The organism is Anthropogastromicrobium aceti, from assembly GCF_020687335.1.
GTDB classification, from domain to species: domain Bacteria; phylum Bacillota; class Clostridia; order Lachnospirales; family Lachnospiraceae; genus Anthropogastromicrobium; species Anthropogastromicrobium aceti.
Map to the genome: position 1 here is coordinate 28,752 of NZ_JAJEQN010000029.1, position 24,276 is coordinate 53,027.

The 24,276-nt window shown below is 45.4% G+C and carries 29 protein-coding genes and 6 pseudogenes; 8 read left to right on the top strand and 27 right to left on the bottom strand.

What is annotated here, in order from left to right:
- Positions 1 to 307: 307 nt before the first annotated feature.
- Positions 308 to 1,291 (bottom strand): 23S rRNA (adenine(2503)-C(2))-methyltransferase RlmN, encoded by a 984-nt coding sequence (rlmN, locus tag LKD48_RS11245; protein WP_002584956.1) that lies wholly within the window; start codon positions 1,289 to 1,291, stop codon positions 308 to 310.
- Between the two features lie 16 nt (positions 1,292 to 1,307).
- Positions 1,308 to 1,493, bottom strand: a complete 186-nt coding sequence (locus LKD48_RS11250; protein WP_003431289.1) for a cysteine-rich KTR domain-containing protein — start codon at positions 1,491 to 1,493, stop codon at positions 1,308 to 1,310.
- Between the two features lie 398 nt (positions 1,494 to 1,891).
- On the opposite strand from LKD48_RS11250, the gene LKD48_RS11255 reads away from it, so the two are divergent.
- From LKD48_RS11255 to LKD48_RS11265, 3 genes and pseudogenes are all read left to right on the top strand, one after another.
- Positions 1,892 to 2,248: a helix-turn-helix transcriptional regulator gene (locus LKD48_RS11255; RefSeq protein ID WP_002584957.1), complete on the top strand. Its 357-nt coding sequence runs from the start codon at positions 1,892 to 1,894 to the stop codon at positions 2,246 to 2,248.
- Positions 2,249 to 2,449: 201 nt separating this feature from the next.
- Positions 2,450 to 2,779: a plasmid mobilization protein gene (locus LKD48_RS11260; protein WP_002584958.1), complete on the top strand. Its 330-nt coding sequence runs from the start codon at positions 2,450 to 2,452 to the stop codon at positions 2,777 to 2,779.
- Positions 2,740 to 2,988: pseudogene (locus LKD48_RS11265) on the top strand (relaxase/mobilization nuclease domain-containing protein); the annotation flags it as partial. The gene LKD48_RS11260 and the pseudogene LKD48_RS11265, both read left to right, overlap by 40 nt.
- On the opposite strand, the pseudogene LKD48_RS11270 reads toward LKD48_RS11265, so the two are convergent.
- From LKD48_RS11270 to LKD48_RS11295, 6 genes and pseudogenes are all read right to left on the bottom strand, one after another.
- Positions 2,985 to 3,509: pseudogene (locus LKD48_RS11270) on the bottom strand (type IV toxin-antitoxin system AbiEi family antitoxin domain-containing protein); the annotation flags it as partial. The pseudogenes LKD48_RS11265 and LKD48_RS11270 overlap by 4 nt on opposite strands.
- A gap of 88 nt (positions 3,510 to 3,597) precedes the next feature.
- Positions 3,598 to 4,308 carry a DUF6040 family protein gene (locus LKD48_RS11275; protein WP_003505369.1) on the bottom strand — a complete coding sequence of 237 codons (711 nt, stop codon included), beginning with the start codon at positions 4,306 to 4,308 and terminating at the stop codon, positions 3,598 to 3,600.
- Positions 4,286 to 6,007 (bottom strand): MobA/MobL family protein, encoded by a 1,722-nt coding sequence (locus LKD48_RS11280; RefSeq protein WP_215691971.1) that lies wholly within the window; start codon positions 6,005 to 6,007, stop codon positions 4,286 to 4,288. Before LKD48_RS11280 ends, LKD48_RS11275 begins: the two co-directional genes overlap by 23 nt.
- On the bottom strand, positions 5,983 to 6,288 hold the full coding sequence (locus LKD48_RS11285) for a hypothetical protein (protein ID WP_215691972.1): 306 nt from the start codon (positions 6,286 to 6,288) through the stop codon (positions 5,983 to 5,985). Before LKD48_RS11285 ends, LKD48_RS11280 begins: the two co-directional genes overlap by 25 nt.
- Positions 6,288 to 6,602, bottom strand: a complete 315-nt coding sequence (locus LKD48_RS11290; protein WP_041254741.1) for a hypothetical protein — start codon at positions 6,600 to 6,602, stop codon at positions 6,288 to 6,290. The genes LKD48_RS11285 and LKD48_RS11290 overlap by 1 nt, the downstream gene beginning before the upstream one ends.
- A 144-nt stretch (positions 6,603 to 6,746) precedes the next feature.
- On the bottom strand, positions 6,747 to 6,977 hold the full coding sequence (locus tag LKD48_RS11295) for a helix-turn-helix domain-containing protein (protein ID WP_003505382.1): 231 nt from the start codon (positions 6,975 to 6,977) through the stop codon (positions 6,747 to 6,749).
- Between the two features lie 174 nt (positions 6,978 to 7,151).
- Here LKD48_RS11295 and LKD48_RS11300 point away from each other — a divergent pair, with 174 nt between their 5' ends.
- Both LKD48_RS11300 and LKD48_RS11305 read left to right on the top strand, forming a co-directional pair.
- The gene (locus LKD48_RS11300) at positions 7,152 to 7,781 is read left to right on the top strand and encodes a helix-turn-helix domain-containing protein (RefSeq protein ID WP_308732054.1); all 630 of its coding nucleotides are present in this window, start codon (positions 7,152 to 7,154) and stop codon (positions 7,779 to 7,781) included.
- Between the two features lie 160 nt (positions 7,782 to 7,941).
- Complete coding sequence (locus LKD48_RS11305) at positions 7,942 to 9,237, top strand: tyrosine-type recombinase/integrase (protein ID WP_015530038.1); 1,296 nt, start codon at positions 7,942 to 7,944, stop codon at positions 9,235 to 9,237.
- A 159-nt stretch (positions 9,238 to 9,396) separates the two neighbouring features.
- Here the strand turns inward: LKD48_RS11305 and LKD48_RS11310 are convergent, their stop codons facing one another.
- The 19 genes and pseudogenes from LKD48_RS11310 to LKD48_RS11400 form a co-directional block, all read right to left on the bottom strand.
- Positions 9,397 to 10,014 carry a Type 1 glutamine amidotransferase-like domain-containing protein gene (locus LKD48_RS11310; protein ID WP_005930833.1) on the bottom strand — a complete coding sequence of 206 codons (618 nt, stop codon included), beginning with the start codon at positions 10,012 to 10,014 and terminating at the stop codon, positions 9,397 to 9,399.
- Between the two features lie 51 nt (positions 10,015 to 10,065).
- Positions 10,066 to 10,443, bottom strand: a complete 378-nt coding sequence (locus LKD48_RS11315; protein ID WP_117687769.1) for a TnpV protein — start codon at positions 10,441 to 10,443, stop codon at positions 10,066 to 10,068.
- Complete coding sequence (locus tag LKD48_RS11320; protein ID WP_002592127.1) at positions 10,403 to 10,675, bottom strand: helix-turn-helix domain-containing protein; 273 nt, start codon at positions 10,673 to 10,675, stop codon at positions 10,403 to 10,405. Before LKD48_RS11320 ends, LKD48_RS11315 begins: the two co-directional genes overlap by 41 nt.
- Positions 10,676 to 10,830: 155 nt before the next feature.
- Entirely contained in the window at positions 10,831 to 10,989 is a 159-nt protein-coding gene (locus LKD48_RS11325) for a Maff2 family mobile element protein (protein ID WP_116705496.1), read from the bottom strand.
- Positions 10,990 to 11,199: 210 nt separating this feature from the next.
- Entirely contained in the window at positions 11,200 to 11,412 is a 213-nt protein-coding gene (locus LKD48_RS11330; RefSeq protein ID WP_005928546.1) for a hypothetical protein, read from the bottom strand.
- Positions 11,405 to 12,907 (bottom strand): annotated as a pseudogene (locus tag LKD48_RS11335) (VirD4-like conjugal transfer protein, CD1115 family); the annotation flags it as partial. The gene LKD48_RS11330 and the pseudogene LKD48_RS11335, both read right to left, overlap by 8 nt.
- 85 nt (positions 12,908 to 12,992) lie before the next feature.
- Positions 12,993 to 14,307, bottom strand: a pseudogene (locus LKD48_RS11340) (AAA family ATPase).
- Between the two features lie 16 nt (positions 14,308 to 14,323).
- Positions 14,324 to 15,937, bottom strand: a complete 1,614-nt coding sequence (gene mobQ, locus LKD48_RS11345; RefSeq protein ID WP_331466846.1) for a MobQ family relaxase — start codon at positions 15,935 to 15,937, stop codon at positions 14,324 to 14,326.
- A 144-nt stretch (positions 15,938 to 16,081) separates the two neighbouring features.
- A complete protein-coding gene (locus LKD48_RS11350) occupies positions 16,082 to 16,372 on the bottom strand; it encodes a DUF3847 domain-containing protein (RefSeq protein ID WP_308732055.1) in 291 nt (96 codons plus the stop codon).
- Between the two features lie 89 nt (positions 16,373 to 16,461).
- Positions 16,462 to 17,178 carry a hypothetical protein gene (locus LKD48_RS11355; protein WP_055185912.1) on the bottom strand — a complete coding sequence of 239 codons (717 nt, stop codon included), beginning with the start codon at positions 17,176 to 17,178 and terminating at the stop codon, positions 16,462 to 16,464.
- Entirely contained in the window at positions 17,175 to 17,735 is a 561-nt protein-coding gene (locus LKD48_RS11360) for an RNA polymerase sigma factor (protein ID WP_005922902.1), read from the bottom strand. Before LKD48_RS11360 ends, LKD48_RS11355 begins: the two co-directional genes overlap by 4 nt.
- 84 nt (positions 17,736 to 17,819) lie before the next feature.
- Complete coding sequence (locus LKD48_RS11365; protein WP_308732056.1) at positions 17,820 to 18,134, bottom strand: hypothetical protein; 315 nt, start codon at positions 18,132 to 18,134, stop codon at positions 17,820 to 17,822.
- A gap of 133 nt (positions 18,135 to 18,267) precedes the next feature.
- Positions 18,268 to 18,459 (bottom strand): transposon-encoded TnpW family protein, encoded by a 192-nt coding sequence (locus LKD48_RS11370; RefSeq protein ID WP_129872992.1) that lies wholly within the window; start codon positions 18,457 to 18,459, stop codon positions 18,268 to 18,270.
- Positions 18,460 to 18,537: 78 nt separating this feature from the next.
- Positions 18,538 to 20,388, bottom strand: coding sequence for a DUF4368 domain-containing protein (locus LKD48_RS11375; RefSeq protein ID WP_331466847.1), 1,851 nt, complete (start codon positions 20,386 to 20,388; stop codon positions 18,538 to 18,540).
- Positions 20,389 to 20,444: 56 nt separating this feature from the next.
- Positions 20,445 to 20,741 (bottom strand): annotated as a pseudogene (locus LKD48_RS11380) (VirD4-like conjugal transfer protein, CD1115 family); the annotation flags it as partial.
- Entirely contained in the window at positions 20,738 to 21,214 is a 477-nt protein-coding gene (locus LKD48_RS11385) for a PcfB family protein (RefSeq protein ID WP_005928540.1), read from the bottom strand. The gene LKD48_RS11385 and the pseudogene LKD48_RS11380, both read right to left, overlap by 4 nt.
- A 97-nt stretch (positions 21,215 to 21,311) precedes the next feature.
- A complete protein-coding gene (locus LKD48_RS11390) occupies positions 21,312 to 21,530 on the bottom strand; it encodes a DUF5348 domain-containing protein (RefSeq protein WP_005422968.1) in 219 nt (72 codons plus the stop codon).
- Between the two features lie 23 nt (positions 21,531 to 21,553).
- A complete protein-coding gene (locus tag LKD48_RS11395; protein ID WP_005928536.1) occupies positions 21,554 to 22,519 on the bottom strand; it encodes a DUF6017 domain-containing protein in 966 nt (321 codons plus the stop codon).
- Between the two features lie 210 nt (positions 22,520 to 22,729).
- Complete coding sequence (locus tag LKD48_RS11400) at positions 22,730 to 23,092, bottom strand: hypothetical protein (RefSeq protein ID WP_005928529.1); 363 nt, start codon at positions 23,090 to 23,092, stop codon at positions 22,730 to 22,732.
- A gap of 225 nt (positions 23,093 to 23,317) precedes the next feature.
- On the opposite strand from LKD48_RS11400, the gene LKD48_RS16645 reads away from it, so the two are divergent.
- The 3 genes and pseudogenes from LKD48_RS16645 to LKD48_RS11410 all read left to right on the top strand — a co-directional run.
- Positions 23,318 to 23,455 (top strand): hypothetical protein, encoded by a 138-nt coding sequence (locus tag LKD48_RS16645; RefSeq protein ID WP_408628577.1) that lies wholly within the window; start codon positions 23,318 to 23,320, stop codon positions 23,453 to 23,455.
- A 61-nt stretch (positions 23,456 to 23,516) separates the two neighbouring features.
- Positions 23,517 to 24,017 carry a DUF4304 domain-containing protein gene (locus LKD48_RS11405; RefSeq protein ID WP_308732058.1) on the top strand — a complete coding sequence of 167 codons (501 nt, stop codon included), beginning with the start codon at positions 23,517 to 23,519 and terminating at the stop codon, positions 24,015 to 24,017.
- 26 nt (positions 24,018 to 24,043) lie between these two features.
- Positions 24,044 to 24,276, top strand: a pseudogene (locus LKD48_RS11410) (hypothetical protein); the annotation flags it as partial.

The window sequence follows — 24,276 nt, forward strand, 5'->3', positions numbered from 1 at the left end:
GGAAATGTAAGCAGTAGCTAAATGTATTGACAGTTCACATTCATAGCCGGAATATCCCGCTTGCGGAGCATAGCTTTTTTTGACCGCAAAGCATTAGGCGGGTTACAGTAAATAAAAATGGACACGGCGATACCTCCCCGATACCGCCGTATCCTTAAAAAAGGGCGACTTTAATACACTACCCGCAATCCATTCTATAATAGGGAACAGCGGCTTTTGCGCAATATTAAATAAAAAAGCCGATAACACATAGGTTTTTTGACCTAATGCGTTATCGGCTCTGCGTCTATGCGTCTGGCACTTTTAATCATTTTTTTTTGAATTTATTATATGTGTTAGCTAACTGTCCACAAGCCGCGTTAATCTCTCTGCCATGAGAAACTCTCATAGTAACTTCAAGTCCTGCTTGCTCTAATTGATGTTTGAATGCAACTATTTCCCGTTTCTGTGGTGCTTTAATTCTTGAATTGCTTGTTGGGTTGTATTGTAACACGTTAATCATAACTTTTTTGCCCCGAAACCATTTTGCAAGTTGTCTTACATCTGAGGGCCGGTCATTTATACCCGGTAAAAGCAAATACGCAAAGACAATTTTGCGATTATGCCTTTCAGAATAGGATAAGGCTTGCTTAACAACATCTTCAATAGCATATATGCGCATGTGAGGAATAATACGATTTCTTGCAGATTGTGTTGCTGCGTGTAAAGATATTGTCAACTGAATTTTAAGATGTTCCTCGCGCAATTTTTTTAATTGATCGACCGGACCAACTGTTGATATGGTAATGCCGTCGGTTGGAAAGTTGAGCCCATATCTATCTCGGAGAATATGGATTGCTTTTATCAAGTTGTCATAATTGAATAAAGGCTCTCCCATACCCATAAAAACGATACGGTTTACTTTTCGACGCAACAATATAATCTGTTGTACGATTTCTGACGATGTTAGATTACGAACAAAGCCATTTCGCCCGGACTCACAAAAAATACAACCAACAGGACAACCGACTTGTGTGCTCACGCAAACAGTTCCACCATCTCGCCGCTTGATAAAAACCGTTTCAATGTATTTGTTGTCTTTCAGTTCGTAAACATACTTTTCAGTATCACTGCTTTTGCAAATATTTTTTACCAACATTGATAGATTTTTTTTGCGTGGTAATTGCTTATATAATTCTTCATATAAGGCTTTTGCTTCATTCTCGCCAATAACTTCCGACATTTCTTTGTAAGTAAATCCGTATGGATCATTCCGTACTTCCGCAGGCGTATATTTAGGTAAACGTTTCATTTTTATATCCTTTCTTCTAAATAATAAAAGTTTGTTTTTCTGTATTTTTGATTACAATCTCTAATTTTTCTACATCAATGATATGCGTCAATTTGCATTTAGGGCAGAAAAGAGGAAAATCTTTTAATACAGTATTATGAAATACTTGAACTCTCGTCTTTCCGTTACAAATCGGACATTTTATCCAATATTTTTTAAGCATTATATTTCACTCGTCCTTTTTACACAAAAAAATGCAGGTCAATCCTCAACATGAGCATTGACCTGCATTTATAATGCACAGAGCAGTACAACAAAACTAAGGCATAGCTTGCACTATGTCTATACTATATCTATACGTCGTTAGTTTTTTGTATAGCATCCGCAAAATAAGCATGACAAAAAAGCCCATGTTGAAAATGGGAAAATCCTTTTTTTCAATGCTTATCTAATACGCATGCTATGCAACATAAACGCCGCCTCCTTTTACATGAATTTTATTTTATCAGAAAATCAGTCTACTGTCAATACACAACAGGAAGTATTTAACCTAATGATATGAATTGTGTGGACATATCCAAAAAGAAAGGTGAACTGTAAAATGTAACAGGGTGAATGAAAATGGCAAAAAGACCCGTACCATTGTACGACTTTAAGGCTTTCGGGGCAGCTATAAAAGCCGCGAGAAATGAATACGGCGAGAGCCGCAAAAAGGTAAGCGACGAGTTATATATTTCCCCGCGCTACCTTGCGAATATCGAGAACAAGGGACAACAGCCGAGTTTACAGGTATTCTATGACCTTGTAACCCGGTATCATATTTCGGTAGATCAATTTTTCTTCCCGAACAGCAATGCGGAGAAATCCACCGGGCGGCGGCAGCTTGACGCGCTGCTGGACGGTATGAGCGATAAAGGCATACGGATTGTAACCGCAACAGCAAGGGAGATAACGGAAGTCGAAAAAGCAGAGGATTAACCTCACAATATGAGAAATCGGGAGATTGCAGCGCATGGCGGCTGCAATCTTTTTTTGCGTCCAAAATCAAAGGAACGCGCAACAAATACCGCCTTTCGGTGGGGGTATGGAGTAGATAGCAAGCACAGCAAACGAGTACCCGTTTGCGGAAAATGCTTGTTGGGATAATCCCAAACCCTTATACCGAAAGGCGGTGCGGAAATGGAAAACCGAAAGAGAAATATACAGATGAAGTTTTACGTTACGGAAGAAGAAAAGCGGCTGATCGACGAGAAGATGAAGCAGCTTCCCATAAAGCAGTATGGGGCATACTTCCGTAAAATGGCGATAGACGGGTATATTCTTGTCGTTGACCGAAGCGACACAAAAGCATATATCCGGGAACTGCAAGCGGTGAGCCGGAACATCAACCAAATTGCAAAACGCGCCAATGCGACGGGGACGGTTTACAGGCAGGATATAGAGGACATTAAAAAGGCGGTGGACGAGATATGGCGGTTACAAAGACGCACCCTATTAAATCAACCTTAAAGGCTGCGATAGACTATATCTTAAATCCCGAAAAGACAGACGGGAAGCTGCTTGCGTCCTCTTTCGGCTGCGGGCTGGAAACCGCCGATATTGAGTTTGCATGGACGCGGGAAGCTGCCGGAGATCGCGGCACACATTTAGGGCGGCACTTGATACAATCCTTTGCGGTGGGAGAAACCACACCGGAAGAAGCGCACAAAATCGGCATCCGTAAGTTTTTATCCTTACGTTTTGCATATTGTTTCAATGCGTCTTGAAAGACCTGCATTTCAACATTTTTTCTGCTACGAAGCAGATCACAAATTGTTCTCTCCATGTCATAAACGGGAACGGAATGTCCGAATGATGTCTGCATAGCTATGATTCCTATTTCATGTAAATCCTTTTTTACTGTGTACACTTGAAAACCGTCTTCCTGCAAACGACTTGGATTATATCCAGTTCTTACTGTTATGGTGTATTTCAAAGGCTCTCTGTCCGTTAAATCATGAAAAAACAATGCAGTTTCATGAGAAAATACAGCTTGACCACAACGTAAATGCAAAAGGTACATTGCATCTGTCCACGTATCCGGCGATACATACACACCATGAGCAGCTTGTTCTAATCCTCGTTCCTTCACATATGCATAAAACACAGACTTACTAATTCCATTATTTAGAACTTGAAATGTCTGAATTGTCCCTCCACATTCACGCAACAACAAATCTAATTTTTCAAACTGAGTCATATGCTTTCTCCTTTCGTGCTAATATGATAATATATATTAGCACGAAAGTAAAGACATATAGTACCAATAAAATATCGGTATTTTTGTTTTAATGATATCCCCTTGTTTCTCGCCATCCCTTTACATACCACCTGATTCCAACATATACCAGTTGCACGAATAATAAGAGAAATAGCAGATTGATTGGCAATGTTGTCTTTATCCACTTCCCAAAGTAGATAGCTGTTGCCATGCTTATAAGTATTACCATTATGGTAATCATATCCCAACAGCACTTCTTATATAACTCTGCAATCTTTATCTCTATAAATGCTACAAGTATTCCAGCACCCACCAAACATCCACCGCAGATCAGTATTCTTATCAGCCAATATACAATTCCGGCAACGACAGGATTGGATATTCCATTACTAATCTGTGCCATGTTCTTTCCTGTCAGTATAATCCACCCTGCAATGGTCTGTATAAAAGTGGCGATTGTATCAAAGAATACCACGCAATCAGAAATAAATATTTTTGACCGTATCATCTGAAAAAGAGTAGTTGATACGGAATACCATATCAGCAGAAACATCAATGCTTCATACATGGCTGTTTTTGTTTTATATCTGCCTGCCAGTTTTTCTCTCTGCGTATCATACTTTTCCTTGGCTTTCAGATAAGCTGTCAGGTTACAGTTCCCACACTTTTGATAGAGTACCGGCTTTTCAACCGGTATCTCTACTTTTTTCTGATGAGAGAGTGCATAGTCCCGTTCCTGTTCTGCCTGCCTTAGCTTATCTTGACATTCCTCTGTCATGATTTCGGCAGCGTGCGTTTTCTCTTTCTCGCTCTGCAACAATTCTTTTGTTTTCCTCAAGTCGTTCTTTAAGGCTTGAATGTTCCCTGCTCTGTTCTCGCTGTTTAACCTCTCGTTCAAGGTCAGCGATTCGTCGAGCTGCATTTTCAGTTCCCGGATAGTCCTGTCTTTCTGGTCGAGTTCTTCCTGCATCTGCTCTGTCAGCAGAAGCAACTCTTCCAGTTGATCGTCGCTCTTTGAGTTTCTTAATTCGTTCATCAATCGACCTTCCTTTCTCTAATTGCTGTTCAAGTTCAACAATTCGCTGTTCTGTTTCTGCAATAGCCGGTTCTCGCTGTTTAATTTCTGTGCCAATTCCTGCCATTGCTGATTTTCGTCTGTGAGTTTCTGTATCTGGTCTGTCTTTTCTTCCAGAAGCATCAACAGTTCTTCTGTATTCGGTAAGATTTGTAGCAGCTCTGATAATTCGCTCTCTAATTGCTGCAATCGTTCTTCCTGCTCCTGAAAACACATCAGCTTCTCGTCCTTTTCCTGTATCTCCTGAAGCATCTCTGCCATGATATTCTGCTGTTCCTCTATCTGTGTAATCATTGCTTCCATCATGGGAATTACTTCTTTGCTTTCTTCTAATGTCATTCAACCACTCCCTCCACATCGACAATGCACCGGATACCTTACCAAAGGTTTCAATTACCTTTTGCAATAGTGCATTTTGTTTTTTAATCATCTGGTTTTCCTCAACCTTCCATGAACCTTTCCTTATCTGTCCGGTGAGATATTTTTCCTCAATCTTTCTTGCATCTGCACCCTCATGGATAGTAGGAACTTTTAATTTACCCTGTCTTTCATAAGAGCGGTGGTCAATATGATTGTCTATGGATAAATGTCGGTTACACGTCTTAGCCCATTCGCTTCGCCATAACTCACAATTCTTTGGATTACTCCAGCCGGTAGCATCGGTCAGAACACGTTTCCATTGTTTTCTGTTTCTTGCCCCGACTTTCTGTACTCCGTTTTCATCAAGTACCGGAATACGGATTCCATGCCGGTCAGGATTTTTCTTATCCTGCCACCAGTCCGGGTGGGATTCATCAACCACGATATTTCCGTCAGTATCTCTGACAAAATCCCAGTCCTTGACTTCTTTGCTGCCCCATGAATGATCCAGATTGAATGGTCGCATGGTTACAAGTAAATGCACATGTGGGTTTCCATCGCCCTTATCGTGTATGCTCCAGTCGACACACATTCCCTTATCCACGAAAGTCTTTTGAATATATTCGGTTGTATAATCAATCTGTTCCTGTCTGCTCCATTCTTTCGGCAGGGAAAATTCAAATGAGCGTCCAAGCTGTGCATCTGCATTTTTTTCTATCTTCAATACCTCATTCCATAGACGCTGTTTCTGAAATGTGATTTTAAACTTTTCCAGTGCGGCATCTTTATCATCCGCTCTTTTATAACGGATAGACTGTTGAAACCTTTTTATATTTTCTTCCGGTACATGCAGCCATTCAGGAGGTGCATTTTCGCACATCATCAGACTGGTGTAGACGACTTCCTTTTTGGAAGTATAGTAACTGGTTCTGCCTGTTTCCTCATTCTTCATCACATCTCCATTAAGATATGCCGATGCGGATATGACAGATTTTCCTTTACTGCGCCCGACAATCTTTACTGTAAAGTGAAATATCGCCATGATACGATTCCCCCTTTCTGCCGTATCCGGCATTGATTTCCGACAGCATCTTCTTCTGGTTTTGCAGGAGTGAAGCTGTCGGAACGCCCTCTGCACAAGAGTGCCACCTGCGGCATGAGCAGGTCTGGCTGAAAGCCCCGCCGACGGAACGAGCCCGGCAAGCGTAAGCGCAGACCGGTTGCCACTTGTGGCAAACTTATAAGGACGACCTCTGGTTGTCCATAAGTGCGCCCTTCATTCAAAGGCAATGAAGGGAATGGAAAACCCACTCCCTCCGCCATTACACTTCCTCCATGTCTGTAACTAATTCTTTCTGCATCGCTTTTGAGAAAAACTTCCCGTTTGTTTCCTGCCTTTTTAAGAAGCCTATCAACTTTGGTAAATCTTCCTCCTCAATCGGACAGCCAAGAACCGATTCCACCGCTCCTCCAATCTGACAGAGCCTGTGGGTTCGTTTTTTACTTTCTTCCGCTTTCTTTCTCTTTTCCAGTTCCTTCCGCTGTGCTATGAGCTTTTTTGTAGCTTCAATGCTTTCCTGTTCCTTTTTCTCTAATGCACGTATTCTTTCTTCATAAGTCTTTGTTGATTTCGCCATATCGTCTTCATCCTTTCTTTTTCCGATAAACAACAGTTCCCGGTTGCATATCAGGAGAAGCACATGGTATAATCCTCTTGCGTGTAGGTATATCATGGCTTCGGTCTGATAGAACCTTTGGCGGTTTCGTAGGAAGCCGCCTTTTTAAGTTGCCACATTTCTTGTGACAGCTTTTACATTTCCTTTATCCCTCAGATCTCGCCCCTCGTTGGCTTCCATGAACTTTTCCAGAATGTCAGTTTTAATAAGGACTTTTCTTCCGACTTTTAATACCGGAAGCTTCTTCCATTCAACCAGCTTTCTCAAAGTGTTTCTGCCAATTCCTGTATAGTCGGCTGCTTCCTCGATGGATAATGCAATCTTTCTTTCCGTCATCTTGTCACCTCCTGTTAAATTGCATTATGCAATTTTTGTTGTGCTGTTAGTATAGCGGTTTTATATTGCGTTGTCAAGCGTTATGAAATTTTAAAAATAATCATTAAATTGCATATTGCAATTATGTGAGGTACATGCTATAATTCATACATACCGAAAAAGGAGGCAATCAGCATGAAAGATAAAGAACTACGCAAGCTGATAGGTAGCAGGGCAAAACAGCGTCGCCTGGAATTAAATCTGACACAGCCTTATGTTGCAGAGAAGATGGGAGTTACCGCTTCCACAATCCTGCGTTATGAGAATGGTTCGATTGACAATACCAAAAAGATGGTGCTGGAAGGTCTTTCGGAAGCACTTCATGTATCTATTGAATGGCTCAAGGGGGAAACCGATGAATACGAAACCGATATTACGGATAAGAAAGAATTACAGATTCGTGATGCAATGGGCGATATTCTCAAACAGTTACCTCTCGACCTTAGTAAAAAGGAAGATGCTTTTTCCAAAGATTTACTGCTGTTGATGTTAAAGCAATATAACCTGTTTCTGGAATCATTCCAGTTTGCCTGCAAGAATTACAAGGACAACACGAATGAAGCGGATATTGCAAAGGCAATGGGATTTGAATCGAATGATGAATATAACGAGATTATGTTTCTCCGGGAGATCACCCATACCGTTAATGCCTTTAATGATATGGCAGATATTGTAAGGCTCTATTCCAAGAAACCGGAAATGGCAGAACAAAGGCTTGAAAATCTTTTATCAGAAGTTTTGTATGAGGATTCCGATTCGGTATAGAACGACAAGCGGAGTTATGATACAATGAGCACGAGCAAGTCAGGCTGTTTACAGATTTGACGAGCGGCGAATTGGCTTATGGACTTGTCCATAAGATGCCTACACGCAAGAAGCATTTCATCAGTTCCGATTGTCTGATATCGAAAGGAGACACACGATTATGGCAAAAGGATCTGTAAGAAAAAAAGGAAAGAAATGGTACTACCGCTTCTATGTAGAAGATGCAAGCGGCAATCTGGTTCAGAAAGAATACGCTGGAACAGAAAGCAAAAGTGAAACGGAAAAACTGCTCCGTCAGGCAATGGACGATTACGAAAGCAAGAAATTCATTGCAAAGTCGGAAAATATTACAGTTGGAGAATTACTTGATATATGGGCAGAGGAAGAATTAAAGACCGGTACTCTCAGTAATGGGACAGTCCAGAATTACCTTGGTGCTATTACCAACATCAAGAAGCATCCAATTTCAGAGAGAAAGTTGAAAAATGTAACATCTGAGCATTTACAAGCCTTCTTCGATCTGCTTTCCTTTGGTGGCACTTATCCAGATGGTTCAGAAAGAAAAGGTTACAGCAAAGATTACATTCGTTCTTTCTCGGCAGTATTACAGCAGTCATTCCGGTTTGCAGTATCACCAAAGCAATATATCACTTTCAATCCGATGCAGTATATTAAGCTGAAATACCAGACGGATGAGGTTGACCTGTTTTCTGATGATGACATGGATGGCGATATACAGCCAATTCCACGAGAGGATTATGAAAGACTGATTGAATTTCTACAGGATTACAATCCACCGGCAATACTTCCAATCCAGATAGCTTATTATGCAGGACTTCGTATCGGTGAAGCCTGTGGTCTGGCATGGCAGGATGTAAATCTTGAAGAACAGTGCCTTACGATCAGACGCAGTATCCGATATGATGGTTCAAGGCACAAGAATATCATCGGACCAACCAAACGAAAAAAGGTAAGGATTGTTGATTTTGGAGATACACTGGCAGAGATTCTTCGCAATGCCCGAAAGGAACAACTTAAAAACCGAATGCAGTACGGAGAACTTTACCACAAAAACTACTACAGAGAAGTAAAAGACAAAAACAGAGTTTACTATGAGTTCTATCATCTGGACGGAACAGAGAATGTTCCAGAAGATTATAAGGAAATATCCTTTGTCTGCTTAAGACCGGATGGAAGTTTGGAACTGCCAAGCACGTTAGGAATTGTTTGCAGGAAGATTGCTCAGAAACTGGATGGATTTGAAGGATTTCATTTTCACCAGTTGCGACACACCTACACAAGCAACCTTCTGGCAAATGGAGCAGCTCCGAAAGATGTACAGGAACTGTTAGGACACTCAGATGTCAGTACCACAATGAATGTCTACGCCCATTCCACAAGAAAAGCCAAGCGGGAATCCGCAAAGTTACTTGATAAAGTGGCAGGCAACGACTAAATAAAACTTTCCCTTATTTCCCTTACGATTATCTCATAAGGGCAAAAATAAGGGAAAATACATATCATTTCACTCATGAATGGGCTGAAAAGCCTGTAAAATAGGGAAAGTTAGAAAGATATTTCGGCAAACTTGAATTTGACTAATCCTACATGTGCATCATATTACACTCATGTAATTATCCTCTACATAAACAGCTTTTCCATCAGCAAGCTTAATCTCATCTTTGCCGTTCGGTAATACTGTTGTTTCAGAACCATTCCAATGGGGGATAATAGGATTGTCAATAATATGTAATCCATCTGTTAAATTTCCCGCCGCATACATACTTCCTGCACTGATTCCGACATATATAAGTCCGTTTTTAATTGCATTATTAAGTATTCTATCAAAACCAGTTCTAGACATTTCACGACAAAGCACAGATACATCACCACCACTGACAAAAACAGCATCAAATTGGTTTAATTCTTCAAAAGTTAATAGCCTTGTAAGCATAAACGGGGTTGTAACATACGAAGAATAGGTTCTTTGATAGTCTTTTGAAAGAATTAATTCCAGATTGTACACTAATATATTTTCGTACTGAATTCCCATTAGAAAGAGTTCATGAAAACATATTGCAAGCGACTCTCTTGCACCATCTGTTTCAATGCCAGCTGTTGGAATATAAAGCACTTTCACATCCTTCGGACACTTTCCAATAATATCAAAGAATTTCTCTTTCATCTTATCGGTCAACCCTGCAGATGTAAGAAATAGATGTTTTCCATTCATATTCTTTTACCTCGTCAAACTCCGATTTATCATAATCATTCTACCATACCGTTATGAATAAATCATCTCATGCAAAACAATTTCTTCTGCCCGATTGTGAATGTTATTGCAACGCTGCACCCATTCCATCTGACAGATACTCTTTAATTCTTCTGTGACCCCCTCAGCAGCTTTCATCTGCTCTATGATTGTACCTAATCGCTTCTGTGCCTGTTCGTTCAGATCTGCAAGATATGTCCATAATTCTCCGGTCAGTGTCAATGTATTCAATCTGGCTGGGTGGACTTCTCTCAAATATTCCCGGTGCAACCGTCCATACTTTCCTATGGGGCGGTGTTCTTCCGGCAGCTTCAAATCCGGGATGTAGTAATCTCCGACAAGGATATAATCAATTCCGTTTTCTGTTATTCTTGGTTTCAATTCGCTCATGTTCCTTACCTCCTGTGGAAGCAGGCTCGTCTGGTACTAACTCAATCACATCGGTAATCTCACAATTCAGCGTTTCGCAGATACGGGCTAATGTGTCCATGCTGATGTGCTTTCCCTCTTTGCTCATGTTGGCAATCATATTCGTTGTCATACCGGCGGCAAGCCTTAAATCTTCTTTTCTCATATCACGCTCTAACAGTGTATGCCAGAGTGGTTTATAGCTGATGTGCATATTGCTTTCCTGCCTTTCTATCCATACCACCGGGGCGGCTGCCCCGGCAGGAACTTTTCTCTTATTATAGCACCAATCTTGTGAAATCACAATTTATTCTTGTAGCCTGCCGCTGATACCGTCTGGATTGTGCTTTTCCTTTCTTTTTGTTCCCTTTAATTAGCCATAAACTGCTTCATGCCCTGGCTTTTTGCACCTGGGTTGTCATTTCCGTAGCCCTCCAAGAGGTTGATAACGCCCCAAATGCCAAGACCTGCTCCGAGAGCGATAACGAGTGTCTGTAAAACGCCTACTGCGCTGTTGAAAAATGCCATAATATAACTCCTTTCTGCCGCTGTGCGGCTGCCCGAAAAAGGGCATAAAAAACGGCGGTCAGTTTTCGATAACTGCCGCGGTCATAAGTCCCCGCGCTGCGTTTGTTGCTGCGGCGCGGCGGTATTCAGTTGTAAGGGTGCGGCTTCCTGCCGCGATACGCGCAAGGAGTAGGGGCGCGTACCATGTAGCCCGTGTTTATTATTTTTACTTTAAGCTCCCTCCTTTTCAAAAAGTGGTGTGTAGACAGGCATAATGCCGTACTGCCGTTCCCGGACAGCTTCGATATACTTGATATAGGAAATACCTGCCTGTCTTGTCCTGCGTTCCTGTTCCCGCTGCATTTCCTCGGCAGCTTCCACAAGCCCGCTGATAGCCCGGATTAGCTGCTGTTTTGCCTTTTTCTTTCTGATACGCTTATTCATTTTCTGTGTCCTTCTGCAAATCTGCTTCGTCAACTTCGTAATAGTCAAATACCTCGTCCGGCTTTACGATTGCAGGACGGCGGCGCAAGTGCTTTTCCATGTCAAAGGCATTTTTCTTGTCAAAGTCGGAAAGGTACTTGTACTTCGGGTGTTTGGTAATATCGTATTTTTCGGAGAAGAACGGACGCACCCCGCGTAGTTGCAAGATACATTTCCCGCCGTCCATGACCGCAATTTCATCTTCGCTCATAAGCTGCTTGCCTAACTTCTGATAGTTCAGCCCGTGGGAAAGCTCCCGTCCTCTTGTTTCGGAAGTGTTGAAGCTGTCAATGGTTTCTTTCCCCAAGATTTCCGACATTTCTTTAAGGGTCGTTTTCTCCTTGCCGCCCAAGAACAGGGTCGTATCGCAGTTGCCGACAATGGTATCGGCGTTGTCCTTGTAGATAGCCTTTAGCTGCGACTGGCTCTGCAAGATGATGGACGCGGAGATTTCGCGGCTCCTTATCGTGGCAATGAGTTTTTCAAACTTCGGTATCTGCCCGATATTTGCAAACTCGTCAAGCAGACAGCGCACATGAACAGGTAGCCGCCCGCCGTACACATCATCTGCCTTGTCACAAAGCAGATTGAAAAGCTGTGTGTAAAGGATTGATACAACAAAGTTAAAGGTGTCGTCGGTGTCGGAGATAATAACAAAAAGCGCGGTCTTTCGGTCGCCTAAGGTGTCAAGCTCCATTTCGTCGGTTTCCATCAGCTCGCGCAGTTCCCGAATGTCAAAGGGGGCAAGACGCGCACCGCAGGAAATGAGGATAGAGCTTCTTGTTTTTCCGGCAGACAGCAAAAACTTCTTGTACTGGCGCACCGCAAAATGTTCCGGGTCTTTTTCCTCCAAGCGTTCAAACATGAGGTCAACGGGGGATTGAAATTCCGGGTCGTCCTCGCGGGCTTCCGACGCATTTATCATTTCAAGCAGCGTCGTAAAGTTTTTCTCATTCTCCGGGGCTTCGTACCAGATGTAGCCGATAAGGGCGCAGTAAAAAAGCCGTTCCGATTTCACCCAAAAATCCTCGCCGGATTTTTCCCCGTCGCCTTTGGTGTTGGCGATAATGGTATTTACCAGTTTCAAAATATCCTTTTCGCTGCGCAGATAGGCGAAGGGATTGTACCGCATGGATTTCTTGAAATTGATGGTGTTTAGCACCTTGATTTTGTACCCGCCCCGCTGCAAGAGCTTTCCACACTCGATTAAAACCGTTCCTTTCGGGTCTGTGACAACATAGCTGCTGTGCATTTGCATTAAGTTGGGCTTTACAAAAAACCTTGTTTTGCCGCTGCCGGAGCCGCCGATGACAAGCACGTTTTTGTTTCTTGCATACTTCGGGTGCTTCGGGCGGCTGCTCATCATCAGCCTTTCGGTCTGCGTCAGCAGCACGTTATTTTCAAACATGGGGTCGATATATGGCTTTATATCCTCGGCATTGCCCCATGAAGCGTTTTGTCAAGTGCTTTTTTGAGTTATTGACGCAAATTATCGTGAAAGTGCGAAAGTGCAAAGTGCAAAGGGTCTGCGTTTTGCACTTTCAGCTTGCGGGTTCGGGTGGCTGCTTCTTCTTGATGAAGTTGTACCATTGACCGCCGACACGCCTTGCGCCTAAAATGCCGCTCATGTTGCGCTTGGCGTTCTGTACTGTCCTTTCGGATATTCCGGCTTTGGCTGCGGCTTTTACAATGTCCTCGCTGGCAAGCTCTTTCCCGTCTGCCAGTAAATCAAGTATCAGCTTCTCGGCTTGCTCGGTCTTGGTGGCGGTGTTGCCGCCCGCGCCGGATAGCAGCTCGTCGGCGGTTATGTCGTATTCGCCTATCCATGAAAAGCCCGTTTCCGGGTCAAGGCAAAAGGCGATAGGCTTCCCCTCCGGCGCAAGGGAAGATTTGTCATGGACGATAACGCGCACATTCGGCTCACGCTTTACGCGCCCGATTAAAAGCACGCTCCGCGCGGCGGCTCGGAAGTCGATAGAACCTAATCCCCGGTACGCGCTCTGTCCTCCGGCGGCTTTGTTCAGGTGTCCGATAAGGATAACGGCGCACCCGGTACGCTCCGCGACTTCGGCAAGACGGCGGAAGATAGGGCGCACTTCGTTAGCCTTGTTCATGTCGGCTTTGTCGCCCATATACGCTTGTATGGGGTCAAGGATAATCAGTCGCGCCCCGTTCTGCGTGATTGCTTTCTCTATGCGCTCGTCGGACAGGGTAAGCTCCCGCTTGGCTTCATCAATCACAAGCACCCGGTCAAGGTCTGCGGCGGCTTCTATCAAGCGAGGCTTGACGGTATCGCCCAGCCCGTCCTCGGCGGTCTGGTAAATCACTTGGAATGGCGGCAAGGGCTTCATTCCCGGCAGCGTTCCCCCGGTGGTACAGGCGGCGGCAAGGCGCAGGGCAAAGGTGGTCTTGCCCTCGCCGGGATTGCCTTGCACAATGGTTACTTTCCCAAAGGGAATATACGGCTCCCATAGCCATTCAACGGTCTGTGTGTCAACCTCGCTCATGCGGATAATCTCAACGGTTTCTTCCTGCGGCGGCTCTTTCAAGCCGTAAATCGCTTCACGGATATACTTCCCGTCCGCGATTTCTGCCCGGTGCTGCGCCTTTTTCTCCTATCAGCAATTCAACGGCTTCGGTAAAGCTCTTGCCGAAAAACTCCATGACAAAATCAACGGGGCCGCCGCCCTTGCTCTGGCTGTGCCTGTACCATTTGTTTCCCCGGATAGTCAAGCTGTCGTGCCGTTTCCATCGGTATTCCTGTCCGGCGCGTTCCAGCGGTTCTCCCTGCGATTGCAGGAACAAAACAAGGTCAGCTTGGTTCGCCCGGTCTATCTGTTCTTGGGTGTAATACATAAAAGTTCAACTCCTTTCAGCGGTCTATATCATGCCGCTTGGTGCGGCTCTGCGTCTGCTCCGGTTGGTCGGCGCGGAGTGCAATATCCACGCACCTGCGGATTTTTTGAAGCTCGGCAACCTCGGCGCGGGTCTCTTTCAGTTTGGTATAATCGCTGTCCCTCTGTGTTTTGAGGTCAGCATATTCCTGTTCCCATTCCGCAATAGGCAAGGTCTTTGTTCCTTTCGGCAGATTTGCATGGAGATAGCGGCTTGCTGCGTTCCATAGGGTCAGCTCGGCGCGGTGGGCTTCCTCGTACTTGTCGCGCTTGTTTGTCCAGCCGTTTTGCAGCTTTTTCAGCTCATCGTGAATGGGCTTGTACTCTGTATAGTTCTTCCCGTATTCAATTAGCTTTTGCAGCTTCTTCATGCGTTCCTCGGCGGTTTTCATTCCCTCCCGGATTGAATAGGCTTTATCACTGACAGAGGAAAGAGAAGCGTCCAGCTCGTCAAGATTAGAGATACCATGCTCGGAAAGATAGTTGACCGCTGCCGCTATGGTTTTCAGTTCATCGGCTGCGTGTTGGTGCTGCCAACTTTGCGAATACTTCCGGCTCTTTTCCCTCTGAACGCTCAAATACTTCATCAGCAGATTTGCAAGGTTGGGAGATTGCGGCGGCTGTTCCGGGGCGGTTTCCCGCGCCTTGAACAGGTCGGCAATCCATTCTTTGAGCTTCCCAATCTGCGCCCGGATTTCCCGGATAAGGCGGTTTGCCTTTTGGATATTTCGGTTCAGTTCGCCTTTCTCGGTGGCGATACCTTTCTTTTCCATCTGGCAAGCAGCCACGCCCATGTGGACGGTGGGTATCTCGTCAATTCCTCTCTCGGCGTTGCTGCGGTGGTCGATGCGCTCCGGGCTTCCGTTCCTCTCCAAAAAGTCGTTGGTAAAGTCAGCCCATGCCTTGCGCCACAAGAGGGTGTTGTCCTTGTCGTTCCAGCCTGTAAGGTCAACTTTGTGGGTTTTGTATCTGCCGCTTGGCAAGCGGATACGCTCACCGTTTTCGTCAAGGTCATATTCCTTTTTGGATTTCGCCGCCCACGCGCCGCGCTCGTCAAGGGGGCGCATGGTAAGCATAATATGACAATGGGGGTTGCCGCTGTTGGTGTCGTGAATGGCAAAATCCACACACATTCCTCTGGAAACAAATTGAGAGGAACAGTATTCCCGGACAAGCCGGATCTGTTCCTCTCTGGATAATTCTATGGGGAGCGCCGCGTCAATCTCTCTGGCAAGCTGGGCGTTCCCGGCTTTCTCGTAAAGCTCCACGCTGTTCCACAAGGTTGAACGGTCAGAGAAAGAGGGCGGGGCATGGGGCGGCAGCATGATTTCGGTATGGGCAACGCCGCCTTTGCGGGTGTAGTCATGGGTCATTCCGTCCCATTCGTTTGTCAGCTTTTCGCCGCTTCGGTAGGCGGCTGCGGCAACGGCTGATTTGCCTTTTCCTCGGCTCACAATGCCGATGTTCCAATGGTAAATGGCTATGGGTATCACCTCCCGGATAGGATAATAAAACCCGCAAAAATGGTACAGACGCCAACGGCGGGTGTACTGTTTTTGCGGGTGTGCAGGGATAGCCGCGAAGCGGCGCAAGGGGTGCAGCCCCTTGTTGCGGCAAAGCCGCCAATGTCGGTCAGACAGGGAAGCAAGCTGCTTTCTCTCTGTGCCGACAAGCCCTCGGCAGAGCGCACACGCCCGCAAGGGTGTATAAGTGCGCCCTTAGTTCCTAAGGGATTTTCAGCTTGTCGTTCCCTCGGCTCGTTTTTTCAGATATTCCCGCGCTGGTTCACTCGTCAAGGCAAGCCGGAGAAGTGCTGTGGCTTCCTCGTCGGTCATGTTCTTTGCTTCCGGCACAATGCTTTCAAAGACCGCGCCCCGGACAATAAGGCGGTGGCTGCGCGTTCTGCGTTCCTCTTTGGATAGCTTCCGCAACATCTTTTCCCGGTTTTCAAACTGCCGGATTTTCTTCTTTCCGTCCTCAATCTCGGCTTGCAGTTCTTCACGGTTTTTCTCTCTTGGCTTTGTCATGGTTGGTCGCTCCTTTCTGCCCATAGGCATAGAAAAAGGACAGTCGATTTTCTCGGCTGTCCTGATGGTAGTATTAAATTTTCATGGGGTTATCCGTTGAAAGAACTTAGGTCAAGCGCACCATTATTTATCAGCTCTTGGATAATGGTAGCCAAATCGTTTTTCACACTTTCGCTTTCAGTTTTTGCACCCGCATTTTCAACATATACGGTGCTATCTCCCAACTTAAAAGTCGCATAGTAAATTACATTCTGTTCTCCCACGCTGTTCCGGTCTGTTACAAAATATCCTGCCGTCACGCTTGTACCATTTACTTCGCTACTTTCTTCACTTCCTACAATCTTCGTATCAAGTAGTGCTATATCCGTTGTAGATATTACCACTTTGGCATTTTCGATTTTTCCCTCAAAACCAATCAATTCTTTGTTGCTGTCGGAAACAGTATCATCAACACGAAAAACTGCATGAGCTGTAACGGTCAAGTTTGGAAAAAGAGATGCAGCTTCCGTTTCCGTAAGTTGCCTTGTTGTTATAGTCCCGTCAATGTCAATGCTTGAGCCAGCAGTTTCCGATTTTACAAAGATGATTTCATTTCCGTTGTCCAAAGTGGCAATGTCAGTTTTGTTCCCGAACAATCCATTTTGAAATACGCCTACGCCTAAAACAGCAATTACTGCAAAGCAAGCCGCCATAGCTCCCCACTTAACCCAACCGGGTTTCTTTGCTTTCTTTTTGTAGTTAAGGGCTTCATCGACATATTTTGTGTCAAGCTCGCTCATAGCGTCGGAAAACTTCTTTGCGTTCATACGAATACCTCTCTTTCAATCAAATATTGCTTCATCTTCTCGCGGATACGGGTCAGCCGGACAGAAATGTTTTTTTCTGAAAGCCCCATAAACTCGGCTATGTCCTTATAGCTGTCGGAAAACCAATAGCGGCGCATGAAAATAACGCGGTTTTCGGTAGTCAGCGTGTCTAAAAATGCTTCAATGATACGGGCTAACTCTTTGGCTTCGATTTCTGCTTCTACTGTATTCGGGGCTGCTATACAGGCTTCAATTTCTTCCAAAGCAATCGTGTAATGGCTGCTCCGTTTGGCTGCTTCCTTTCTCCAATAGATTTTGAGTGAAATGTTCCGAACGATTTTAACAAGATAAGATAGCAGCGGGTTAGGTCGTGCCGGGGGAATGGCGTTCCATGCGCCTAAATAAGCGTCGTTTACACATTCCTCCGCGTCTTGTCTGCTGCCTACGATATGGTAGGAAAGATTGTGGCAGACCTTTCCGTATTTTATATCCAGCTCTCGTATGCCTTGTTCTGAACGTCCAAAAAACATTTCTATGATTTTTTCGTCGTCTATCATCTCACCGCCTCCTTTCGGGCTTCACCTATGTACTACGGTTTCAGCGGCAAATACTACATCTAATCCGAAACTTTTTCAAAAAAATTATAGCACATCTTTTTGAATAGGGTGTGTCAAGTTGCCGGAATGTTTCTTTGCCGCTTTGCTGGCGGCGTTCCTCCGTTCTTCGCTGTATGGGGCGGTCAGACGGAAAGAGAAACGCCCCTTGCGGATTTCAAACTCCATGCAGCCCGTTTCCTCGTCTGCGTCGGTCTGCTGGCAGATCGCCGGATAACGGCGGCTGTATGCAAGCAGACGCTTTTTCAAGGCGGTGTTGTGAGTGCGGATATGGATAAGCGGTTCTTTCTCGTCAAACCAAATGTCGGTAGTCTTATCCTGCTTAGTAAGCCCTGTTCTCATAAGCTCTCCTTTCTGCGCCCCTGTTACGCAATAGGGGCATTTTTCGGGTGTTTTTCCCGGCTCTTGACTTGAGGAAAATGAGGATTTTCAAATAGAAACCGCCCGGACGGGGAATGGTTCGCCAGGGCGGCTGTTATCGCAAGATTTCTGTTTTTTCCGGCTCTTGACCGTCAGACGCGGATAAACGCGAGCTGTCGGCAAGTGCCAGTTTGAGCAGCTTGTCGCGGAATGTTTCTGTGCTGCTTTGATTGAAAAATAACTCCGCAACAATGGTCTGCCCGTTCCTCTGGGTCGTGATGATACTGTCGGGGGTCTGTTCTGCCATAGGCGGCTCCTTTCTCCGGGCGCAAAAGAGGGACTTCCCGTAGCCGGAAAATCCCTCTTGGTTGTCGGTTATTCTGTTTTACTGTGTGGACTGTGCGGCGGCTGCCTGCGCCTTTCGCCTTGCCCGGTATTCCCGCGCTTTCATGCGGTCATACTCCCGCTGCTTTTCAAGGTTTCTCGCCCGGTACTCCCTTGAATACTGCCGGTGGTAGGCGCGGCTCTTTTCCTTTTTGGCTTCTTCGATTTCCTCCCGCATTTGCCGGATTTCCTGCTCGGTCGGTTCTGCAAGCTGTGTCACTTCATTCTCAAACTTGCCGATATAATTGAAATATATGCTGATGTGCTGGATTGCGTATCTCGCCCTTTTCTGGTCGCGCTCATGCACTTCAATCCGGCTGATAAACTCGTTGAGAATGGCGGGGGTAAGCTCGGTAAAGGCGGCATGGCGTTCTGTCAGCTTCAAAAACCTCTGCGCCCGTCCTCCAGCGTTCTCATAAGCGGATAGCTGCTCTTGGAGTGTGGAAAGCTCCGTTTTCAGCGCGTAGTATTCTTCCGAATACTTCTGCGACATTTGCTCATAACGGTCTTGCTGGATCGTGCCGAGGGCGTTGTCCTCATAGAGCTTATTCAGCACCTTGTCAATCTGTTCAAGGCGCGTCGTGATTTGCGGAATACGCTTCTGCTGCTTTTTGGTCTGGTCGGTCTGCTGCATGGCAAGGTTCTTTTTCACTAAGGCTTCAAACTCCGCCCGGTTGCTGATAGAATAGTCCTCGATTTTCTTCAGCACTTCCGCGATGGTCTGCATGAGCAAGTCCGCGTCCATGATGTGCGGAGAATGGCATTTGGGGTTCTTGGCTTTTCCCTTGTGGTACTCGCTGCAAAAAGCAACGTGCCGCTTGCCGCCGTTCCGGTAATCTATACGAATGTGCATTTTTGCGCCGCAGTCCTTACAGAAAAGCAAGCCGGACAGAGGGTGGATTTCCCCGTCCCCGTTGGGGCGTTTGACGGGTGCGTTTTCCAAAATCCGCTGTACGGTTTCAAAATCGCTGCGGCTGATAATCGGCTCATGCACATTTTCTGTGATGTGCCACTGGCTCCGGTCTACATAGTGGTTATGTTTATCCCGGAAATGCTTTGTAGTCTTGAAGTTGACTACATCGCCGCAATACTCCTGCCGTGTGAGGATATTGGTCAAGGTGGCTTTGTTCCACTTGCAGCGGTTATCCTCGTTGAGCGTCTTATTTTTACAGGTTCCCCGCCCTCGGTCTTTCATGTAGAAAGTGGGGGTTGGGATTTGCTCCTGTGTCAGATATACGGCGATTTGGTTTCGGTTTTTCCCGCCGATAAACAGACGGAAAATCAAACGGACAACCTCGGCGGCTTCTTCGTCGATTATCCAAAAATCCTTGTTGTCCGGGTCTTTGACATAGCCGTAAGGGGCTTCGGTGACAATCGGCTTTCCACTCATGCCTTTGGTCTTAATGCCTGTTTTTACTTTCTTGCTGATGTCCTTTGCGTACCACTCCGACATGATGTTGATAAAGGGCGCAAACTCCAATGTGTCGGGCTTCTCGCTGTCAATGCCGTTGTTGACCGCGATAAAGCGCACATTGTTCCGTCTGAATATCTCCATCGCGTTGCCGACTTGGAGATAGTCACGCCCCCAGCGGGTAAGGTCTTTCATAATGCAGACACCGATTTTCCCGTTTTCCACATCGTCCATCATGCGGGAGTAGGCGGAACGGTCAAAAAACCTGCCGCTTTCGTCATCGTCGATGTAGTGCCGGATATTGGTTAGGTGCTGCCCTCTGGCATAGTTCTCCAAAAATATTTTTTGGTTCTGTATGCTGTTGCTCTCGCCGCCGTCCCTGTCCTCGTCGCCTACGGAAAGGCGGGAGTAAAGGGCTGTAATTTTGCTATAATCAGTCATGTGCATAACCTCCTGTGCGTCCATGTATGTGTCATTTACACTTAAAATTATGCACTCCAACGTGCAGAGCCGTACTCCATGCCCTTACGGTATTTCTTTGCGTTCTTGCCTTTCACATAGACCGCAAGCCGGATAACGACAGCCCCGACAATGCCGATAAGCAAATCCATAGGGTTAAAACTCGGCAGGGCATTTGAAAAGGCAGCGGAAAAGCCGCTGCCAATGGAAACCAGCTTGCCGGAGAGGTCAGCCCCCGGCGAGAGCCGCACCGCCTGTCCGACTTTATCAAAGAGATACACAAAGAGCAGATAGGGGGCGTTTAGGATAAGCAGCTTCTTGATATTCGGCTTCATAGCGATACCTCCCTGTCCTTGTATTTTGTCTTTTGACGGTTCGCGTTAAGCTGCTTTGCTGCTTCCCGGAATGTGGCAAGTGCCTTTCGGATAGAGGGCTTTTGCTCCTGTGTCAGCTTCTTTGCGGAAAACTCCTTAAAGGCTGCGGTCAGAGCGTCCGCGTCCCGCCCCTTGAAAAAGACGAGATAACGGGGCGGCGTTTCGGTGCTGTCTTTCTTTAGGGCAAAGTCGATACCGTATTTTTTTGCCGTCTGCTCAAAGGCTTTGATATTGCCCTCGGTTATCTCAATGTTGGATAGCCCCGCGTTCTGCTTCGCAAGCTGCTTTAGGGTCTGCTTCCCGTGGGGCTGTTTTTCCTGCTGCTTTTTTGCCTGTGCAAGCATGGCTTTGATTGCCTTTTGCAGCGTTTCAGCGGTCAGCTTCGCTCCCTTGACAGAGAGCGCAACCACTTTTTCGTTGATTTCATCTTGCAATGTTTACCGTCCTCCTTTCCCGGTAGTAGTGATAGTGTTAAGGTGGTACGCCGCTTTTGGGCGTGAAAAAAGGGCGTCCGTTCTTCACGCCGCCCCGTTAAATCCGCACCCGCAGCCCGTTCAAGTCCTCGGCGCGGATACCTACAAGATACCAGTTGTCCCCGTACTCAATCCGGGTCGGCTTCCATTTGCCGCCTGTGAATACGTCCATGCACTCGCCGCAATGCAAGCCGCCGTAATAGTCGGCAATATCAAAGCGAATATCGTAGCGGTCAGCGGTTTCGTCAAAAATTAAAGCTCCTGTTTTCTGTGCCATGTGGTAAATCCTCCTTTTTTCGTTTACAGGCTTTCGCCCTCGTTGTAGGTGTAGTAGTCCGGGTCGCCGTATTTAGGCTTGCCGGATAATGCGCCGCTTGCCATGTCGTGAGCGACAAGGGAAGTATAATAGCTGTCAATGGTAGACGGGGCATTGAAAAGAACCGCCTTTAGGTACTGCTTGATATTGCGGATTTTCGTGGTGTTCTCCTGCATACAGTCAAGGACAAAGCGGATATGTTCGCTGTCCAGCTTCATAAACTTTGACTTCACAAGCTCGGCGGGGTAATCGTCCCCTGCAATACGGATTTTCTTTCTTGACGTACAGACCGTTTCAAGGATAATGTCAACAATCTCATTCAGACGGTCATGGTCAAACTTCATATCCTGCAAGAGAATGTTATACTCGATATTGTCCTTGATGATTTCCTCATACACTCTGTAAGCGTCGTTCCTTTCCGTTCCTTTCCGTTCCGGCGGCTGTGCCGCTTCGTCCTCGCCATAAGGCAAGGGATTTAGGGAATGGATAGGAATGGAATGGGTACTTGATAAATCCGTATTTGATTTTTCTTTTTTTTGTAAGTTAGTTCTTGATATATCTTTATTTAATTGCATTGGATTTTCCGACGTCGGATTTTCCGTTGTCGGGTTATCCGCTGTTGGATTTTCCAATACCGGGCAATCCAATTCCGGCGGCTGCGGCTGTTCGTAAATGGTGTACTCGATTGCGGTCATTTTGCCTTTCTCGTCGCGTCCCTGCCGCCTTGTGATATATCCGGCTTTTTCAAGCTCCCAAACGGCGGTACGGATAGCGTCGATACTTTCCCGGTTGATGTAGGACAGCCCTGCAAGGGTATAGTCCCAATCCTCCGGCAGGGACAGCATTTGAGATAACAGCCCCTTTGCCTTTAAGGAAAGCTCCTTGTTGCGTAAGTGGTGGTTGCTCATTACGGTGTAGCCTGTGTTGCGTTCCACACGGAAAACTGCCATAGCTTCATCACTCCTTTGCTTTAGATTTGTTGCGCAGTAGAACGCGGATTTTGAGGGGTAAGGTATCTTTTCCTTGCTTCCTCTGTTTTGCGTTCTGTAAGCCCGATAAATCAAGGCTTTTTTTGCCCCTACTGCGTAACATGAGGGCATAAAAATAGCGGCGTTCCTGTTCTCCCAGTGAGAGAGTGAGAAACGCCGCTGTGCGGGTCGCTATTTCATTTCTTCTGCTATCAGTTCTTGCATGACTTCTCCAAAGTCTGCCATGAAAGAAAAGATGAAGTATTCCAAAACGTCGGGGTCTGCGTCCATAGGCTCGGCTTCCTCTGAAAAAGGCAAGCCCATTAGCCCATAAAGCAGTTTGATGATTTTGAACAGCTTGCCCCGGTCGGTGGGGTTGTTCATGGTTACAAGTACGTTGGTAAGGCGGTTGATTGTTTCCATGTCGCCGCCTGTCGTTACCCATACCATTTCCGCGAACGGCTGCGTGATTGCCCCGGCGACAAGGTTTATCTTATTCTTGCCGATTTCGCCGGACGGAAGTATAATACCCTTAGTCAAAAGTTCGTTTTTCATGTCGTCCTCCTTATATTCTGTGGTGCTAAAATGGTGCCCGGTCTTACAAAAACACCTTATGCGGAGATATGACAAGAAAAATGAAGATATGCGGAAAACCTTGATTTTAAGCCATTTTCACATTGGTTTATAAACATTTGTGAGGACTTATAAAAGGTTTTGCGTCTATCAAATCAATAAAAAAAGAAAAGGAAGTGAGGCTTATTTCTAAATTACGCCCGGATTATGTGGATAAGACCAGAAAAAATAATTTATGAATTAAAGCCTATGAATAAAAGAAATGTAAAAAAGGGAATAAAACAATTAATGCGATATCGGGAGGAATTGGGAGATGAATTTGAAATGATACTAGAACTGTATTAAAAAATAAAATAGGGGAAAAAGCTTTTTCCCCTTATGAAAAAAAGATGTGAAGGAGACGTTTATGGATACTAAAAATTTCAAGGACCTCTGTGATAGACTGCTTAAAAAATATGGATTTAAAAAGAAAAAAACGATGTACTACAAAGATAGCGACGATGGAATACGGTGTGGTGTATATCTTCAAAGGTCTTCTTATGGAAAAGTATATTATTTTAATTATTATTATTTTTTGGATAATAGTAATGCGAAATTATTTCCACAATATTTTGAAGCAGATGTTTATGGGAGAATTACCGTGCTATCGAAAATCAAGGATTGGGATGATAATTATCATCAAACAGAACTCATAGAGTATGAATTGTATGAAGAAAAAGAATTAGAAGAATATTTAGAGAAAGGTATACAGGATGAAATATTGCTTCCCGTAAAAAAAGGTCGCCAAGTAATATTCGATATGGTGAAAAATGGTACATGTATTATCTATAAATTCAGAAGTAAAGAAGAGGAAGAAGTAATGCAAAAACTTTATGACTTCAAGACAGGTGAGGGTCAGAAAGCATAAAGTCTGGGGGGGCGGATGATTCTGGTGTGATCTTTGCGAAGCCACAGGAGTTGGGAAGCAAAAATCTGTACGCATACTGCGATAATAATCCAGTAGCAAGAGAAGACTATGCAGGAGAGTTTCCAATTCCATGTATTGTCGGCGCTGTTGTTGGAGCTGCAGTTAGTGGATTTTCTTATGTGCTTACTAGTGGAGGAGAAATTGATGGTGTTGAGCTGGCAAAATCATGCTTAGTAGGTGCAGTTTCAGGAGCGTTAGC

Bases quoted from the DNA above. Each gene is read 5' to 3' on its own strand.
- rlmN (WP_002584956.1), bottom strand. From the start codon at position 1,291: ATGAAACGTTTACCTAAATATACGCCTGCGGAAGTACGGAATGATCCA.
- LKD48_RS11250 (WP_003431289.1), bottom strand. From the start codon at position 1,493: ATGCTTAAAAAATATTGGATAAAATGTCCGATTTGTAACGGAAAGACG.
- LKD48_RS11255 (WP_002584957.1), top strand. From the start codon at position 1,892: ATGGCAAAAAGACCCGTACCATTGTACGACTTTAAGGCTTTCGGGGCA.
- LKD48_RS11260 (WP_002584958.1), top strand. From the start codon at position 2,450: ATGGAAAACCGAAAGAGAAATATACAGATGAAGTTTTACGTTACGGAA.
- LKD48_RS11275 (WP_003505369.1), bottom strand. From the start codon at position 4,308: ATGACAGAGGAATGTCAAGATAAGCTAAGGCAGGCAGAACAGGAACGG.
- LKD48_RS11280 (WP_215691971.1), bottom strand. From the start codon at position 6,007: ATGGCGATATTTCACTTTACAGTAAAGATTGTCGGGCGCAGTAAAGGA.
- LKD48_RS11285 (WP_215691972.1), bottom strand. From the start codon at position 6,288: ATGGCGGAGGGAGTGGGTTTTCCATTCCCTTCATTGCCTTTGAATGAA.
- LKD48_RS11290 (WP_041254741.1), bottom strand. From the start codon at position 6,602: ATGGCGAAATCAACAAAGACTTATGAAGAAAGAATACGTGCATTAGAG.
- LKD48_RS11295 (WP_003505382.1), bottom strand. From the start codon at position 6,977: ATGACGGAAAGAAAGATTGCATTATCCATCGAGGAAGCAGCCGACTAT.
- LKD48_RS11300 (WP_308732054.1), top strand. From the start codon at position 7,152: ATGAAAGATAAAGAACTACGCAAGCTGATAGGTAGCAGGGCAAAACAG.
- LKD48_RS11305 (WP_015530038.1), top strand. From the start codon at position 7,942: ATGGCAAAAGGATCTGTAAGAAAAAAAGGAAAGAAATGGTACTACCGC.
- LKD48_RS11310 (WP_005930833.1), bottom strand. From the start codon at position 10,014: ATGAATGGAAAACATCTATTTCTTACATCTGCAGGGTTGACCGATAAG.
- LKD48_RS11315 (WP_117687769.1), bottom strand. From the start codon at position 10,443: ATGAGCGAATTGAAACCAAGAATAACAGAAAACGGAATTGATTATATC.
- LKD48_RS11320 (WP_002592127.1), bottom strand. From the start codon at position 10,675: ATGCACATCAGCTATAAACCACTCTGGCATACACTGTTAGAGCGTGAT.
- LKD48_RS11325 (WP_116705496.1), bottom strand. From the start codon at position 10,989: ATGGCATTTTTCAACAGCGCAGTAGGCGTTTTACAGACACTCGTTATC.
- LKD48_RS11330 (WP_005928546.1), bottom strand. From the start codon at position 11,412: ATGAATAAGCGTATCAGAAAGAAAAAGGCAAAACAGCAGCTAATCCGG.
- LKD48_RS11350 (WP_308732055.1), bottom strand. From the start codon at position 16,372: ATGACAAAGCCAAGAGAGAAAAACCGTGAAGAACTGCAAGCCGAGATT.
- LKD48_RS11355 (WP_055185912.1), bottom strand. From the start codon at position 17,178: ATGAACGCAAAGAAGTTTTCCGACGCTATGAGCGAGCTTGACACAAAA.
- LKD48_RS11360 (WP_005922902.1), bottom strand. From the start codon at position 17,735: ATGATAGACGACGAAAAAATCATAGAAATGTTTTTTGGACGTTCAGAA.
- LKD48_RS11365 (WP_308732056.1), bottom strand. From the start codon at position 18,134: ATGAGAACAGGGCTTACTAAGCAGGATAAGACTACCGACATTTGGTTT.
- LKD48_RS11370 (WP_129872992.1), bottom strand. From the start codon at position 18,459: ATGGCAGAACAGACCCCCGACAGTATCATCACGACCCAGAGGAACGGG.
- LKD48_RS11375 (WP_331466847.1), bottom strand. From the start codon at position 20,388: ATGACTGATTATAGCAAAATTACAGCCCTTTACTCCCGCCTTTCCGTA.
- LKD48_RS11390 (WP_005422968.1), bottom strand. From the start codon at position 21,530: ATGGCACAGAAAACAGGAGCTTTAATTTTTGACGAAACCGCTGACCGC.
- LKD48_RS11395 (WP_005928536.1), bottom strand. From the start codon at position 22,519: ATGGCAGTTTTCCGTGTGGAACGCAACACAGGCTACACCGTAATGAGC.
- LKD48_RS11400 (WP_005928529.1), bottom strand. From the start codon at position 23,092: ATGAAAAACGAACTTTTGACTAAGGGTATTATACTTCCGTCCGGCGAA.
- LKD48_RS16645 (WP_408628577.1), top strand. From the start codon at position 23,318: ATGTGGATAAGACCAGAAAAAATAATTTATGAATTAAAGCCTATGAAT.
- LKD48_RS11405 (WP_308732058.1), top strand. From the start codon at position 23,517: ATGGATACTAAAAATTTCAAGGACCTCTGTGATAGACTGCTTAAAAAA.